The organism is Kitasatospora sp. NPDC088351, assembly GCF_040685575.1.
Taxonomy (GTDB): Bacteria; Actinomycetota; Actinomycetes; order Streptomycetales; family Streptomycetaceae; genus Kitasatospora.
The window spans coordinates 14,536-30,088 of sequence record NZ_JBFBIL010000050.1; the positions used below are offsets into that span (position 1 = coordinate 14,536).

The 15,553-nt window shown below is 74.6% G+C and carries 16 protein-coding genes; 13 read left to right on the top strand and 3 right to left on the bottom strand.

Annotated features, from left to right (window positions below; genetic code table 11):
• Positions 1 to 375 precede the first annotated feature (375 nt).
• Positions 376 to 1,335, bottom strand: a complete 960-nt coding sequence (locus AB0P06_RS27965) for an alpha/beta hydrolase (protein WP_363612040.1) — start codon at positions 1,333 to 1,335, stop codon at positions 376 to 378.
• A gap of 312 nt (positions 1,336 to 1,647) precedes the next feature.
• Between AB0P06_RS27965 and AB0P06_RS27970 the strand changes: the two genes are divergently transcribed.
• From AB0P06_RS27970 to AB0P06_RS28030, 13 genes are all read left to right on the top strand, one after another.
• Entirely contained in the window at positions 1,648 to 2,442 is a 795-nt protein-coding gene (locus AB0P06_RS27970) for a fused MFS/spermidine synthase (protein WP_363612114.1), read from the top strand.
• 151 nt (positions 2,443 to 2,593) lie between these two features.
• Positions 2,594 to 3,430 (top strand): class I SAM-dependent methyltransferase, encoded by an 837-nt coding sequence (locus AB0P06_RS27975; protein WP_363612042.1) that lies wholly within the window; start codon positions 2,594 to 2,596, stop codon positions 3,428 to 3,430.
• A 182-nt stretch (positions 3,431 to 3,612) separates the two neighbouring features.
• Positions 3,613 to 3,876, top strand: coding sequence for a hypothetical protein (locus tag AB0P06_RS27980; RefSeq protein WP_363612044.1), 264 nt, complete (start codon positions 3,613 to 3,615; stop codon positions 3,874 to 3,876).
• A 6-nt stretch (positions 3,877 to 3,882) separates the two neighbouring features.
• Positions 3,883 to 4,518: a SigE family RNA polymerase sigma factor gene (locus AB0P06_RS27985; RefSeq protein WP_363612046.1), complete on the top strand. Its 636-nt coding sequence runs from the start codon at positions 3,883 to 3,885 to the stop codon at positions 4,516 to 4,518.
• Positions 4,508 to 5,719 (top strand): hypothetical protein, encoded by a 1,212-nt coding sequence (locus AB0P06_RS27990; RefSeq protein ID WP_363612048.1) that lies wholly within the window; start codon positions 4,508 to 4,510, stop codon positions 5,717 to 5,719. The genes AB0P06_RS27985 and AB0P06_RS27990 overlap by 11 nt, the downstream gene beginning before the upstream one ends.
• Positions 5,720 to 6,084: 365 nt before the next feature.
• Entirely contained in the window at positions 6,085 to 6,771 is a 687-nt protein-coding gene (locus tag AB0P06_RS27995) for a DedA family protein (RefSeq protein WP_363612050.1), read from the top strand.
• Positions 6,772 to 6,860: 89 nt separating this feature from the next.
• Positions 6,861 to 7,529 carry an O-methyltransferase gene (locus AB0P06_RS28000; RefSeq protein ID WP_363612052.1) on the top strand — a complete coding sequence of 223 codons (669 nt, stop codon included), beginning with the start codon at positions 6,861 to 6,863 and terminating at the stop codon, positions 7,527 to 7,529.
• Between the two features lie 85 nt (positions 7,530 to 7,614).
• Positions 7,615 to 8,514 (top strand): Gfo/Idh/MocA family oxidoreductase, encoded by a 900-nt coding sequence (locus tag AB0P06_RS28005; protein WP_363612054.1) that lies wholly within the window; start codon positions 7,615 to 7,617, stop codon positions 8,512 to 8,514.
• Positions 8,515 to 8,690: 176 nt separating this feature from the next.
• Complete coding sequence (locus AB0P06_RS28010; protein ID WP_363612056.1) at positions 8,691 to 9,344, top strand: TetR/AcrR family transcriptional regulator; 654 nt, start codon at positions 8,691 to 8,693, stop codon at positions 9,342 to 9,344.
• Entirely contained in the window at positions 9,341 to 10,267 is a 927-nt protein-coding gene (locus AB0P06_RS28015; protein WP_363612058.1) for a carotenoid oxygenase family protein, read from the top strand. Before AB0P06_RS28010 ends, AB0P06_RS28015 begins: the two co-directional genes overlap by 4 nt.
• Positions 10,268 to 11,383: 1,116 nt before the next feature.
• Entirely contained in the window at positions 11,384 to 12,433 is a 1,050-nt protein-coding gene (locus AB0P06_RS28020; RefSeq protein ID WP_363612060.1) for a phosphotransferase family protein, read from the top strand.
• A gap of 3 nt (positions 12,434 to 12,436) precedes the next feature.
• Positions 12,437 to 13,708, top strand: a complete 1,272-nt coding sequence (locus AB0P06_RS28025) for an acyl-CoA dehydrogenase family protein (RefSeq protein ID WP_363612062.1) — start codon at positions 12,437 to 12,439, stop codon at positions 13,706 to 13,708.
• Between the two features lie 125 nt (positions 13,709 to 13,833).
• A complete protein-coding gene (locus AB0P06_RS28030; RefSeq protein WP_363612064.1) occupies positions 13,834 to 14,613 on the top strand; it encodes an SDR family oxidoreductase in 780 nt (259 codons plus the stop codon).
• Here the strand turns inward: AB0P06_RS28030 and AB0P06_RS28035 are convergent.
• Together AB0P06_RS28035 and AB0P06_RS28040 are read right to left on the bottom strand one after the other, a co-directional pair.
• On the bottom strand, positions 14,586 to 14,774 hold the full coding sequence (locus tag AB0P06_RS28035) for a hypothetical protein (RefSeq protein WP_363612066.1): 189 nt from the start codon (positions 14,772 to 14,774) through the stop codon (positions 14,586 to 14,588). The genes AB0P06_RS28030 and AB0P06_RS28035 overlap by 28 nt on opposite strands.
• A complete protein-coding gene (locus tag AB0P06_RS28040; protein ID WP_363612068.1) occupies positions 14,771 to 15,529 on the bottom strand; it encodes an SDR family oxidoreductase in 759 nt (252 codons plus the stop codon). Before AB0P06_RS28040 ends, AB0P06_RS28035 begins: the two co-directional genes overlap by 4 nt.
• Positions 15,530 to 15,553 lie beyond the last annotated feature (24 nt).

The following is a 15,553-nucleotide window of genomic DNA, read 5'->3' on the forward strand; positions in this document are numbered from 1 at the left end:
CGCGCCACGGCCGGTCCCGGGCGGCGCGGCGCTGCCGCAGGGCGCCGGGAGGTGTGCGCCCCGGTGGCGTGGCGTGGGGGAACCGGTGAGGTCAGCGGCCCGGTGCGGGTCGACGGGCGGTGCGGCCGGGCGGCCCTCCCCGGCCCGGCGCCGTGCCGCGGGAGGGCGCCGGGCCGGCCTTCCGGGGGTGTCCGCGAGGTCGCCCCGGCGGTCCGACAGGTGGGACGGTGGCCGAAAAACAGATGCTCGCGCGAGCGCGTCGTTCACCCGGGAGTGTGGTCCGGCCGTGCTGGCGGTGGTAGCGGGGCGTGACCGGCCGCCGGTCCCGGGTGCCGCTCGCCGGGGGGGCGGGATCCTCTCCCCCCGGCCGGGGACCTACCCGGGCAGCCCCGGGAAGTAGGCGCCCGTCCAGCGGTCGAGCTCGGTGAAGACCTCGGTCCGGGCGGCCTCGCCGGACAGGACGAGGTCGTGCATACCGCCCTTGATCCGGACGGTGGTGACATGGCGGCCCAGGCGCGGGCCGACGGCCGCGATGTCGTCGGCGCGCAGCACGGCGTCGGCGTGGTGCAGTGCGGCGTGCCACTTGCTGGTGGCGACGGAGGCGGTGGAGGCCATCAGCAGCACGGGGCAGTCGATCACGAGGCCGCGGCCGACCCGCCGCTGCCCGCGCTGGACGGCGGCGAGCCAGCCGGCGTACAGCGGGAAGCCCTCGGCGGGCTTGAGGCGCAGGTCGAAGTCCCACTCGCCGCGGTGGTCCCGGTGCAGGCTGTGCACGTAGTGCGGGTTGAGCGCGCTGGGCAGCACCCGGGTGGGGGCGATCCGCCCGATCGCCTCGACGGCGGGCCCGCCGAGGGTGCGGACGGCCGGGGCGGCGGGCATCGCCAGGAACGGGCTGTTCAGGAAGAGGCCGTCCACCAGCCCGCGCCCGGACCGCCGGGAGGCCCAGAGCGAGGCGATCAGCCCGCCGGTGGAGTGCCCGTTGACCAGCAGCCGGGAGTGGCCGTCGACGTCCCGGATGATCCGGACCGCCTCGTCCAGCTCCTCGTCGTAGGCGGCGAGGTCGAGAATGAGGTTCGGCGACTGGTGCGGGCGCAGCGAGCGGCCGTACTTGCGCAGGTCCAGGGCGTAGAAGGAGAAGCCCGCCGCGACGAAGTGGTCGGCGAGATTGGTCTGGAAGAAGTAGTCGGTGTAGCCGTGGATGTAGAGCACGGCCCGCTCCGAGCCGGGCACCAGCCGCCTGACCAGGGTCGCGCTGACGGCGCCCTCCTCGTCGGGGGTGAGCGGAAGCTCGGCCGCCTCGTAGGGGGCACCCAGGATGTCTTCTTGGAACTCCACGTCCGCCGCACCCAATCTCTGCTCTGACCTGCCGTGACCGGATCCACAATCCGCCGGGGCACCGACGATACCGGCCGGTAGCCGGCGGCGTGGCACCGGCGCCGGACCAGGGGCCTATGCTGCCGACATGCCGCGAAACGCCGTCGCGGGGAGCCGCCGCCCGCCGACTCCCCGCCCATCACCCCTGGTCACCGCCGTGCGGGCCGCCCGCTCCGGCGCCTCCGTCGGACCCGCCGCCCTCCCGGAGGCGGCGTGACCGCGCCGGAGCCCGTGCCGGTCGCCCGCACGACCGACCTCGGCCGGGCCAGGCTGATGCCCGACATCGACCACGACGGCGGCTGGCTGCTCACCCTGGACGACACCCCGCAGTCCTACGTGGACCTCGGCGACCCCACCCACCTCGAATTCGAGTACACCCAGCGGATCGGCCACCTCGTCGACGCCCTGGCCCCCGCCGGCCGGCCGCTCGACGCGCTCCACCTCGGCGGCGGCGCCCTCACCGTCCCCCGCTACCTCGCCGCCACCCGCCCCGGCTCGCGCCAGCACGTGGTCGAGGTGGACGGCCCGCTGCTCGCCCTGGTCGAGGAGCACCTGCCCTGGCAGGGCCCGGGCGTGGACATCACGGCCACGGTCGGCGACGCCCGGGCGGCGCTCGCGGACCTGCCCGCCGCCTCCCTGGACCTCGTGGTCGCCGACGTGTTCCACGGCTCCCGCACCCCCGCGCACCTCACCTCGGTCGAGTTCCTCCGCCTGGCGGCCGCCGTGCTGCGTCCCGACGCCTGCTACGCCGCCAACCTGGCGGACGGCCCGCCGCTGGCCTTCGCCCGGGCCCAGGCCGCGACGCTGCGCGCGGTCTTCCCGCAGACCTGCCTGATCGCCGAACCGCCGGTGCTGCGTGGCCGCCGCTACGGCAACATCCTGCTGGTCGGCTCCGCCCGGCCGCTCCCGGTGGCCGATCTCGGCCGTCGGCTGGCCGCCGACATCTTCCCGGCCCGGCTCACCGACGGCGCCGACCTCGCGGCCTTCACCGGCCGCACCCCGGCGGTCACCGACGCCACCGCCCGGCCCTCCCCGCCACCGCCGGACGGTGCGTTCAGCGTCGGGTGAGCGCGGGGGAGCCGGGGGAGTGCCCGGCCCGGCGCGCGCCCGCGTCCCGGGGCGCTGACACGGCGCGCCGCGTGGCCGCGCGCCGGGTTTGCCCGCCGGGGGTGTCAGAATCGGCGGGTCCATGGCAGGACCACCTCCGAGGGAGCGAGTGATGAGCAGCGTGGAGCGGCCCGAGCTGGAGGCGGTACCGGAGACGGCGCTGTGGACGCTGTGGCACCGGGCGGTGGAGGCCCAGCGGCCCGACACGGTGCTCCCGGACCCGAAGGCCGTCGAGCTCGTGGAGCGGATCGACTACCCGTTCGCGGAGCGGTTCGGCCACGGCGCGCTCCTCTCCCAGCTCCAGGCACTGCGGGCGGCCTGCTTCGACCGCGAGGTGGCCGACTTCCTGGCCCGGGAGCCGCGCGGCACCGTCGTCTGCCTCGGGGAGGGGCTGGAGACCCAGTACTGGCGGGTCGACAACGGCAGGGCCCAGTGGCTCACCGTTGACCTGCCCGAGGCGGTGGCGTTGCGCGAGGAACTGCTGCCGCCCGGGCCGCGGCAGCGCTATCTGGCCGCCGACGCCACCGAGCTGGGCTGGACCGAGGAGGTGGACCGCAACCATGGGGTACTGGTCACCGCGCAGGGCCTGCTGATGTACCTCCAGCCGGCCCAGGTACGGACCTTGATCGCGGGCTGTGCCGAGCGGTTCCCGGGCGGCTCCCTGGTACTGGACGCCGTGCCGCGCTGGTTCAGCCGACTCACCCTGAGCGGAAAGATGCGCAGCCACGACTACCAGGCGCCCCCGATGCCATGGGCGATGGACGCGGGTGAGCGGGACAAGCTCCGCACCGCCGGTCCGGCGGTGGCCGCGGTACGGGACGTCCGGCCGACCGGCGGGCGCGGGCTGGTCGGCGCCCTGTTGCCGCTCGCGCTCACCGTCCCGCCGCTGGCCACCCGTCGTCCCTCGGTCACCGTCCTGGACTTCGCCGAGCGGCCCGAGCGGTCGTAACCGGCGGGCCGGCGCGCGCGGATCCCGTTCCCACGCGCGAGGCTTCCACCAGAGGCGGCGGCCAGGACCCGGCCGCCGACCGGATCCGGTGTGTCGCCACGGACCGTGACCTGCCCACCGCCGGGCCGTCGGACCGGTCATCGGTGACAACTACGACGTCAGGTACCCCCAGGAGTCCGGCAGTGAGTGCCCTGCACCACATCTTCGTTCAGCCCGTTGACGCCGGCGCCGAACTCGTGGCCGACATCGGTGCTGCCTGCGGAGGCGCACTGCATCGAGTCGATCACGAGTTCGTGGGCTGGGCCGCGAAGGTCGGCGGCAGGACCGGATCGAAGATCTGGCCGCCCGCGACGACGCGCGGCTGGGCCGGGTTCCAGCGGGGGCGGGGCGGAGGTGTGAACTTCCTTCCACCGGTGTGCCACATGACCGTCGGTCAACGGCGTTAGAAGAGCATGGATCACACAACGAGCGCCGAGCAGCCGGCCGAGCCGGTGCCGCCCGACTTCCCGGCCTTCGCCGCGTCCAGGGGGCGGCATCTGCTGCGTACTGCCTTCCTGCTCACCGGCGGTGACGCCCACCTGGCCGAGGACCTCGTCCAGGAGGCGCTTGGGCGGATCTTCGTGAGGTGGCGCAAGGTCGTTCGGCTCGACAACCCGAGCGGTTACGCCCAGACCGTGCTGGTCAACACCTTCCTGTCGTACCGCAGGCGGCGCAGCAGTTCGGAGCGGGTGACCAGCACCTTCCCGGAGATCGCCGTGGACGGGCCGGACCCGGCGCTGCGGCTGACGCTGCTGCGGGCGCTGGGCGGGATACCGGCGCAGGACCGCGCGGTGCTGGTCCTGCGGTTCTGGGAGGACCGCAGTGTGGAGGAGACGGCCGCCGTGCTGCAGCTGAGCAGTGCGGCGGTGCGCTCGCGCAGCAGCCGGGCGCTGGCCCGGATGCGCGCGGCCCTCGGCGACAGTCTCGGCGATGACGACAACGACGGCGGCAACAGCGATGGCCCCGGCCGCGGCCCGGCTCCGGCCGGGGCCGGTCGTGCGGCAACGGACTCCACCAGCGAGAAGGCGGTGCACGGCCATGTCCTTTGAAGACGACTTCGCCCTGGCCCTGCGCGGCGCGGCGGCCTTGGCGCCGGAATCGGCGCTGCACACGCTCGCCGCCGATGCCGAGCGGCGCGGCCGGCGCCGGCGCAACCAGCGGCGGGCGGTGCTGGCCAGTGGGCTGGCGGTCGCGGTCCTGGCCGCCGGAAGCCTCGCGGCATTCGGCGGCGGCATCGGGGCGGACGCGGCCCGGCCGGCCGTCGAGCCGGTGCGGCCGATGACCTCCGAGGAGGTGGTGGAGCTGATCACCTCGCTGCTTCCGCAGGGGAAGGTCCGGGTCACATACGCCGAGACGCCCGGCGTGCCCGGTCCGACCGGGGACAGGTACCGGACCGACGGCGGCCTCTTCTACGACGACGGCAAGGGGGAGAGCGCCATGTCCTACACCGTCGACCGCACCGAGATGACCCCGGGCGCGGCCGCCGTCTGCATGGATCCGTTCAACGGGCCGCAGGACTCCTGCGAGCGCACGATCGCCCCGGACGGTTCCGCGCTGGTGATCGACAAGCTGCGGGACCCGAACAACGAGGGCCGCCGGGAGTGGCGCGCGACCTGGGCGGCGGCGGACGGCCGCCGGGTGCAGATCGTCGAGCACAGCGAGGAGTCGGTCACACCCGCCCGGGAGGACCCGCCGCTCGACGCCGACCAACTGCGCGCCCTGGTCACCGCACCCGCCTGGGAGCGGCTCTTCGACGCGCTGCCGGCGCGGGACAACCCGCCCGGGCCGCCGGCTCCCGAGCCCGGCCCGAAGGCGGAGGAACTGCTCGCGACGCTCGTCCCGCTGCTGCCGCCGGGCGCCGTGCCGTCCGGACACGGGGGCGGGAGCGGACCGCACCTCACGGTGACGTACGAGGGTCGCACCAGCATGCTCGCGGTGAGCGTCACCGAGCCGGGCCGGCGGGGCATCGAGGACAAGGAGTACGCCGAGTCGACGGGCTCGGCCGGGCCGCTGGCGGTGCGGGAGCGGCGGGCCGACGGCAGCACCGTCGTCACCAACAGCTTCGGGAACGGCAAGACGGCGGTCGACACGGTCCTGCACTGGTCGGCCGCGGTCTACTACCCGGACGGCCGAAAGGTCGAGATCAACGAGTGGAACGGCGAGAACGGGTACACCGCCCGCCCCGGGACACCGGCGCTCAGCCTTGAGCAGCTCAAGGTGATCGCCACCGCCCCGGCCTGGCGGCCCTGACCCACCGGCTCCCACCCCCCCGCATACCACGGGGGTGGGAGCCGGATCGGCTCTCCGGGCGCCCGGTCGGCCACCGGGGGCGATGTCGCGGCGGCGCACCGGGTCCCGGCGCGATTCCCGCCTCCTGCGCTTCGCCGGACCCGAACCGGCCTGAGCTGCGCAGACCCGAACCGGGCGGCTGGAACCATGGCGGGTCGCCGTACGTCGTAATCGGGGGTTGTCGGCCGGGGGGACAGGCCGCCCGGCACGTTAGGCTGCCCTTTCGGGGAGCGGCCTGGTGCCGCCATCGGATCATTGTCGAGACCACCGGCCGGGCGTCGGTTCGTTCTGCCGCGAAGTCTCGTCCTGCCACGGAGGTACTGGCCTTGCACATCGACGCCTGGATCGAGAGCGTCCCACCGGGCGCGGTGTACGCCCTGGTCGCGCTGATCATCGGGCTGGAGTCCCTGGGCATCCCGCTGCCCGGCGAGATCGCGCTGGTGTCGGCGGCGCTGCTGTCCGCACGGGGCGTGGTCAGCCCGGTCTGGGTGGCCGTCTGCGCGATCCTGGGGGCGATCATCGGCGACTCGATCGGCTACTCGATCGGCCGCAAGGGGGGCAAGCCGCTGTTCGAGAAGCTCGGGCGGAAGTTCCCCAGGCACTTCGGCCCCGACCATCTGGCCAGCGCCGAGCGCTCGTTCCAGAAGTGGGGCATGTGGGCGGTCTTCTTCGGCCGCTTCATCGCCCTGCTGCGCATCTTCGCCGGGCCGCTCGCGGGCGCGCTGAAGATGCCGTACTGGAAGTTCCTGATCGCCAACGTGCTGGGCGGCGTGGTCTGGGCCGGCGGCACCACGCTGCTGGTGTACCAGGTCGGCAAGGTCGCCGAGCAGTGGCTGTCGCGGTTCTCGTGGGTCGGTCTGCTGCTGGCCGCGGCCGGCGGCGCCTTCTCGGCGTGGCTGATGAAGCGCCGGGCCGCCAAGGCCCGCGCCGCGCACGAGGCCGAGGACGCCGCCGCGGCCGAGTCCGCCGCCGCGGAGTCCGAGTCCGCGCCCGCCGTGCGCGCGGCGGACTGACGAGCCGCCGCCGAGGGGTTGTCGGCACGCCGGGATAGCATCGGGGACTGTCCCGGCGGTGACCGACAACCCGGCAGGTGGAGGACGGTATGACCCAGCAGACGTGGAACGCGGTGGACGCGTACTTCGCGGAGCGTCTGGTCGGCGACGACCCGGTGCTGGACGCGGCGGTGGCCGCCGCCGACGAGGCCGGCCTGCCGCACATCGCGGTCGCGCCCAACCAGGGCAAGCTGCTGCACCTGCTGGCCCTCACCCAGGGCGCCCGGCGGATCCTGGAGGTCGGCACGCTCGGCGGCTACAGCGCGATCTGGCTGGGCCGCGCGCTGCCCGCCGACGGCACGCTGATCACCCTGGAGATCGACCCGAAGCACGCCGGGGTCGCCCGGGGGAACCTCGCCCGGGCCGGTCTGGACAAGGTCGCCGAGGTTCGGCTGGGCCCCGCCGCCGACTCGCTCGCCGCGCTGGTGGCGGACGGCGCCGAGCCGTTCGACCTGGTCTTCATCGACGCGGACAAGCGGGGCAACCCGGAGTACTTCGCGTGGGCGCTGAAGCTGACCCGGCCGGGCTCGCTGATCATCGTCGACAACGTGGTGCGCGGCGGTGCCGTCGCCGACGCGGCGAGCACCGACCCGTCGGTCGTCGGCACCCGGCGGCTGCACGACCTGATCGCGGCCGAACCGCGGGTCTCCGGAACGTCCGTGCAGACGGTCGGCGGCAAGGGCTACGACGGCTTCACGCTGGTTCGCGTGCAGCGCTGAACCACCGGGGCCGGGGCCCGGGAACGGGATCCCGGGTGGGGTGGGAATCCCGGGGGGTGAGGACCAGAGCAAGGAGCGAGGAAACGTGCGGATCGGACTGCTGGGCACCGGCCCCTGGGCGGAACGGGTGCACGCACCCGTACTGGCGGAGCACCCCGGGTGGGAGTTCGCGGGAGTCTGGGGCCGCCGCCCCGAGGCGGCCGCCGCGCTCGGCGAGGCGCACGGCGTTCCCGGGTACCCCGACCTCGACCGGCTGCTCGCCGAGGTCGACGCCGTCTCCATCGCGCTGCCCCCGGCCGTCCAGGCCGGCCTCGCGGTGCGCGCCGCAGAGGCAGGCTGCCACCTGCTGCTGGACAAGCCGGTCGCGCTGACCGTGCCCGACGCCCGGCGGGTGGTCCGGGCGGTGGAGGCCAACGAGGTGGCCTCGGTGGTCTTCTTCACCGTCCGCTTCGGCGGCGACCAGATGCCGTGGATCGAGAAGCAGGCCGCCGTCGGTGGCTGGTTCACCGCCCGCTCCGACTGGCTCGGCTCGGTCTTCGCCCCCGGCAGCAGCAGCCCGTACGCGGCCTCGCCGTGGCGGCAGGAGAAGGGCGCCCTCTGGGACGTCGGCCCGCACGCGCTCTCCGTCCTGCTGCCGGTGATGGGCGACGCCACCCAGGTGACGGCCGTGTCCGGCCCACTGGACACCCTCCACCTCGTCCTGCGGCACACCGGCGGCGCGTCCAGCACCCTCGCCCTCAGCCTGACCGCTCCGCTCGCCGCCGGCGGCACCGGCATGGAACTGCGCGGTACCAGCGGCGTCGTCCAGCTGCCGGAACGCGGCGAAGGCCCGATCCGCGCCCTCCACCGGGCCCTTGACGCCCTGCGGGACAGCGCCCGCACCGGTGAGCGGCACGCCTGTGACGCCGCCTTCGGCCTGCGGGTGGTGGAGATCCTGGCCGCCGCCGAGCGCTCCCTCGCCACGGGGGGTCCGACCGAGGTCTGATCCCCGGGCCGCCGGGTGTTCGAGCCTCGGCGGTCGTACGGCAGCGGGGCCCGCACCGACCGGACAGCGTCCGACCGGTGCGGGCCCCGCTGCCGTGTCAGGGCCCTTTCGGCTGGACGGAGTTGGTTCGGCGGCGACCCTGGTAACAACGTTACCCATCAGATACGGTGTTACCCATGAGCACGCTCTACCAGGACGCCCTGCGGCGCGGCCAGGAGGCCGCGCGCGCCGCGATCCTCGACCGCGCGATCGCCCTGCTGGTCGAGGAGGGGTCCGCCGCGCTGACCATGCGGCGGATCGCCACCGAGATCGGTGCGTCGACCAAAGTCCTCTACACCATGTTCGGCGGCAAGGACGGGCTGGCCGACGCCCTGTACCGGGAGGGGTTCGCCCGGCTCCGCCGGGCCCAGGAGCGCGTCCCGCGCACCGCCGACCCGCTGGCCCACCTCGACCACCTCGGCACCGCCTACCGGCGGCACGCGCTGGCCGAACCCGCCTACTACCGGGTCATGTTCGAACAGGCCGTTCCCGGCTACCGGCCGAGCGCCGAGGCCCTGGCGGTGGCCGCGACCGCCTTCGACACCTCCGTGGCGGCCGTGGCCGCCTGCATCGAGGCCGGCGTCTTCCGCCCCGGCGACGCCCAGGAGATCTCGAAGCTCCTCTGGGCCGCCGCGCACGGGGCGGTGAGCCTGGAACTCGCCGGCCACTTCCCGCCGGACACCGCGGCCCGGTACTACGAGGCGCTGATGACGGCGGTGGGCCACGCCTTCCTCGCCCAGCCGGCTCCCATGACCGGCCAGGGCACGACCGACCAAGGACGGAACGCATGACCACGTCACTGACGTCCAACCGCTATCTGTCGGGCAGCTTCGCACCCGTCACCGAGGAGGTCACCGCCTACGACCTGCCCGTCACCGGCCGGATACCGGCCCATCTCAGCGGCCGCTATCTGCGCACCGGCCCCAACCCGCTGGGTGTCGAGGACGCCGCCGCGTACATCTGGACCCTCGGCGAGGGCATGGTGCACGGCGTGCGCATCCGCGACGGCCGCGCCGAGTGGTACCGCAACCGCTGGGTCCGCTCCGCCTTGGTCGCCGACCGGCTCGGTGAACCGCGCCGCGGCGCCCCCGTCGACGAGCGGACGGACTTCGCCCCGAACGTCCAGGTGGCCGGGCTGGCCGGCCGCACCTTCGCCCTCATCGAGGGTGGGCTGAAGCCGTACGAACTCACCTACGAGCTCGACACGGTCGGCCCCTGCGACCTCGGTGCGACGCCCGCGGTGCCCGCCGGCCCCCGGGACAGCCGGCCGGACGAGGGCTTCAGCAGCGCGCTGCTCAAGCACGACCTGCTCCGAGGCACCACCGAGGCACACGAGTTCGGGCGGTTCGGAGCCGTCGGGGAGGGCGTGTTCGTCCCTGCCGAGTCGTCCGCCGCCGAGGACGACGGGTACGTCATGGCCTACGTCCACAACCCCGAGCGTGGCGCCGCCGACCTGGTCATCCTCGCCGCCCAGGACTTCACCGGCGAACCGCTCGCCCGCGTCCACCTGCCCGTCCGCGTCCCGCTCGGTCTGCACGGCAACTGGGTCCCGGACGACCGGCTGAGCGCGGGCCCGCCCGCCGGCCGTCATGCCCCGCCGTCCGGAGGCGGGCGGCGGTCGGTGGGGCGGGCCGGGGGGATGGCGGCGGTGCGGAAGTCGCGGGGGCCGGTCCACAGGGCGGGCACGGCGTCGCTGCGGCGGGCCAGTTCGTAGGCCAGCGCCTCGTAGTTGACCCGCCAGCCGTGGAAGTGCGGCCAGGCCTCGGCGGCCGGGCGCTCGCGGGGGAAGCCGGCGGCGGTGATCATCGAGACGGCTGCGTCGAACTCGGCGAAGGTCAGGAGTACCGGGGTGTCCGGCGTCGGGTCCGGGTCGAAGCCGACCCGCAGCGAGCGGGCGATGTCGCGCATCGCCGTGAACCCGGCCCGCAGCACCAGCCTGGCCTCCGGCGGCGCGGAGCCCGGGGAGACCGCCAGATGGATCGCGGCCGCGTCCATCACCGTGACCAGGCCCACCACCCAGCTGCGGTGCGGCCGCGGGGAGCGGAAGGAGAGCAGCACCGGGTAGTTGGAGTGGCTCTCGCCGATGTCGGCGGCCAGCCGCTCCCAGTCGCGGTACAGCTGGGGGAGCGCCGTCTCGGTGTCCACCAGCCACTGCCGTGCCAGCAGTTCCGGCCCCCAGGCGGGCTCCCCGGCCCGGGACTGCAGCAGGGTCACCTCCACCTCGCGCCGGTTGTACGCGGCGTAGAGGGTCGGCAGATAGGCGATCTGCAGGGCGATCACCAGCGGCCCGCTGGCGGCGGCCAGGAAGTCCAGCGCGGACAGGTGCAGCCGCTCCCCGCTCGCGAAGCCCAGCGTGAAGAGGCTGGAACCGGCCTCCCGGAACGACACCGCCCAGTTCAGCTCCGAGATGCCGTGCAGCAGCAGGGTGTACGCCAGCAGCATCGAGCTCAGCCACACCGCGAGCATGCCCAGCAGGATCAGCGGCGCCAGCCAGGTCTGCGCCCGGTCCTGCGCGTGGTAGGTGCCGAACGGCGCTGCGGACAGCCGCAGCAGCGTCCGCAGCCCCCACCAGAGCCGGTACGCCAGCGCGGAGTACAGACCGCGCGGGACGACCAGGGTGCGCAGGATGCTGGCGATGGTGAGCAGCAGGATCAGCACGCCGGCCAGGGTGTGGATCAGCCTCATGACGCCATTGTGGCGGCCGGACGGGGGTGGCGGCGGCGCGGGCCCGGCGGGCGGCGCCGGAGCGCCGGGGCATTGACAGGGCGCGGTACCCGGTTGAATGCTAAGCAAGCGCTTAGTCAGCCACCCCGGACCCAGGAGCGAGCCCATGCCCGACACCCCCGCCGACCCGCCCGGCCTGGACCTCGCCCGGCTCCGCGCCCATCTCGACCGCGCGCTGCCCGGCACCGTCCAGGGGCCGCTGCGGGCCGAGTTGATCGAGGGCGGCCGCTCCAACCTCACCTACCGCCTCACCGACGGCACCTCCCGCTGGGTGCTGCGCCGCCCGCCGCTCGGGCACGTCCTCGCCACCGCGCACGACATGGGCCGCGAGCACCGGGTGATGACCGCCCTGCGCGACACCGGCGTCCCCGTCCCCGCCACCCTGCTGCTGGACCGGGGGACGGACGTGCTCGGCGCGCCCTGGTACCTGATGGAGCACGTCCCCGGGACGGCGCACCGCGACGCGGCCGCCCTCGGCGCCCTCGGGGAGCAGCGCGTCCACGCCCTCGGCCACCGCCTGGCCGACACCCTCGCCACCCTGCACCGGATCGACCCGGCCGCCGTCGGACTCGCCGACTTCGGCCGCCCCGAGGGCTACCTGGAGCGCCAGCTGCGCCGCTGGTCCACCCAGCTGGAGGCCTCCCGCAGCCGTGAACTGCCCGGCGTCGACCGCCTGCACGGCCTGCTCGCCGAACGGCTGCCCGCCTCCCCGGCGCCCGCCCTGGTCCACGGCGACTACCGGCTCGACAACGTGCTGGTGGACTCCTCGGACCGGTCCGGCGACACCATCACCGCCGTCCTGGACTGGGAGATGTCCACTCTGGGCGACCCGCTCACCGACGTCGGCCTGCTGGTGATGTACACCGAGCTCGCCGGCGTCGGCGGCGGCATCATCCCCTCCGCCGCCACCGCCCCCGGCTTCCCGGCCGCCGGGGAACTGGTCGCCCGGTACGCGGAGAACACCGGCCGCGACGCCGCCGACCTCCACTGGTACGTCGCCTTCGCGTCCTTCAAGCTCGCCGTGGTCGCCGAGGGCATCCACTACCGCTACCGGCAGGGCCGCACCCTGGGCACCGGCTTCGAACGGGCGGGCGAGATGGCGCCCGTCCTCGCCGAACACGGCCTCACCACCCTCGACGTCCTCAAGGAGCGCTGACCGATGGACTTCGCCCACGACGCCCGGACGCTCGAACTGCGCGAGCGGCTGCTGGCCTTCATGGACCAGCACGTTCATCCCGCCGAACCCGTCCTGGAGGCCCAGCTCGCCGATCCGGCCCGCGCCCCCTGGGCCGTTCCGCCGATCGTCGCCGACCTCCGGACCGAGGCGCGCGAACAGGGCCTCTGGAACCTTTTTCTGTCAAAGCAGCACAGCCTGTCAAACGGGCACGGCCTGCCCGGCGGCGAGGGCGCCGGCCTCACCAACCTCCAGTACGCGCCGCTCGCCGAGATCACCGGACGCAGCCCCCAGCTCGCGCCGCCCGCCCTCAACTGCGCCGCGCCCGACACCGGCAACATGGAACTCCTCGCCCAGTTCGGCACCGCCGAGCAGCGCGAGCGCTGGCTGCGCCCCCTCCTCGCCGCCGAGATCCGCTCCGCCTTCGCGATGACCGAGCCCGACGTCGCCTCCTCCGACGCCGCCAACATCGCCACCCGGATCCGGCGCGACGGGGAGACGTACGTCGTCGACGGGCGCAAGTGGTACATCACCGGGGCGATGAACCCGGAGTGCCGGATCCTCATCGTCATGGGCCTGACCGACCCCGCCGCCGAGCCGCACCGGCGGCAGAGCATGATCCTCGTCCCGCGCGACACCCCCGGCGTCACGGTGCGGCGCGGCATGAAGGTCTTCGGCTACGACGACGCCGACCACGGCGGCCACGCCGAGATCCACTTCGACGGCGTCAGGGTCCCCGCCGCCAACCTGATCGGCGAGGAGGGCTCCGGCTTCGCCATCGCCCAGGCCCGGCTCGGGCCCGGCCGGATCCACCACTGCATGCGGGCCATCGGCATCGCCGAGCGCGCCGTCGAGCTGATGTGCTGGCGCACCCTGGAGCGGGTCGCCTTCGGCCGTCCGCTCGCCGACCAGGGCGTCGTCCAGGACTGGATCGCCGAGTCCCGGGTGCGGATCGAGCAGCTGCGGCTGCTGGTGCTCAAGACCGCCTGGCTGATGGACACCGTCGGCAACCGCGGTGCGCACACCGAGATCCAGGCCATCAAGATCGCCACCCCGCGCACCGTCGAGTGGATCCTCGACAAGGCCGTCCAGGCGCACGGCGCCGCCGGGGTCAGCCAGGACACCCCGCTCGCCCAGCTCTGGGCCGGGAACCGCACGCTGCGCCTGGCCGACGGGCCGGACGAGGTGCACAAGCGCTCGCTCGCCCGGCGCGAGCTGCGGCGCCACCGGGAGGGGGCCGCGGAGGGGGGCCGGTAGGGAGGAGCTGGAAGGGGGCCGTGTGCCCGGAGCCGTACTGCCGAAGCCGCCCGGCTTCGGCGGTACTCGTCCTAGGCTGAACCGTTCCCGGATCCGACCGGGACAGCGCGAGGGGAGGGGCGATCATGGGTGAACTGGACGGCAGGACCGCACTGGTGACGGGCGGTTCGCGCGGGATCGGGCGCGCGGTCGCCCTGCGGCTCGCCGCCGAGGGGGCGCTGGTCGCGGTCCACTACGGCGGCAACGACGCGGCCGCCGCGGAGGCGGTGGCGCTGATCGCCGGGGCCGGCGGGCGGGCGTTCGCGGTGCGGGCCCGGTTCGGCGAGAGCGGCGCGGTGGACCGGTTGTTCGAGGGGCTCACCGCCGGGCTGGCGGAGCACGGCGCGGACGGCCTGGACATCCTGGTCAACAACGCGGGCATCCACTCGGTCAGTTCGATCGGGCAGCTCACCGAGGAGGAGTTCGAGCGGCTGCTGGCGGTCAACGTGAGCACGCCGGTCTTCGTGGTCCAGCGGGCGCTGCCGCTGCTGCGGGACGGCGGGCGGATCGTCAGCATCGGCTCGGCGGCCACCCGGATCGCGGCCGCCGGCCAGATCGGCTACACCGTCACCAAGGCGGCGCTGGCGGCCCTCGGCCCGTCGCTCGCCAACGAACTGGGCCGGCGTGGGATCACCGTGAACACGGTCGCCCCCGGGGTGGTGCGGACCGACATGATCGCCGGCTACACCTCGGCTCCCGAGGCGATGGCCGGACTCGAGTCGATCACCGCGCTCGGACGGATCGGCGAGCCGGAGGACATCGCGGACGTGGTGGGCTTCCTGGCCGGTCCGCAGGGGCGCTGGGTGACCGGCCAGACCATCGACGTCTCCGGCGGCACCTACCTCGGACCGATCACGGCCGGGTGATCCCCGCCGGCAAGGGCCACCGCTCCGCCGGACTCGGCCGGGCCCAGCGCCGTCGGTGCCGGCAGCGCCTCGCCGACCGCGCCGGCGCCGGTGACCGCCACGCCCTGGCCGGTGAAGCCGCCGGCCGGGCCGTCCGCCCCGGAGCTCCGGTCGGTGCTCACAGGCCGCCGCCGAGGGTGACGCCGCCGTCCACCACCAGGGTCTGGCCGGTGATCCAGGCGGCGTCCGAGGAGAGCAGGAAGGCGACCGCGCCCGCGACGTCCTCCGGCACTCCGAGCCGCCCGAGCGGGTACGCGGCGGCGACCTGTTCCTCCCGGCCCTCGTAGAGCGCCTCGGCGAACCGCGTCTTGACCACGGCGGGCGCGACGGCGTTGACCCGGATCCCCTGGCCGCCGAGTTCGGCGGCGAGTTCGGCGGTCAGCCGGATCAGCGCGGCCTTGCTCACCCCGTACAGGCCGATGCCGAGCGAGGCGCGGATGCCCGCGACGGATGCCACGTTGACCACCGAGCCGCCGTGCTCGCCCATCCAGGCGGCGTGGGCGCGGCGGGTCCAGGCGAGCGGGGCCAGCACGTTGACGGCCAGGATCTTGGCGGCGACGGCGTCGTCGGTGGCCAGCACCGGGCCGTGGACGGGGTTGATCCCGGTGTTGTTGACCAGGTGGTCGAGCCGTCCGAAGGCCTCCATCGTGCGGGCGACGGCCTCCTCCTGGTGGGCCGGGTCGTCGGCCTTGCCGGCGATGCCGATCGCGACGTCGGGCCCGCCCAGGTCGCGGACGGCCTCGGCGAGCGGTTCGGGGGTGCGGGCGGTCAGGCAGACCTTCGCCCCCCGGGCGACCAGCTCGCGCGCGATCCCGAGGCCGATGCCCCGGCTGGATCCGGTGACGACGGCCACCTGGCCCTTGAAGGAGTGCACCACGGAGGGTCCTTTCGCACGCGTTCG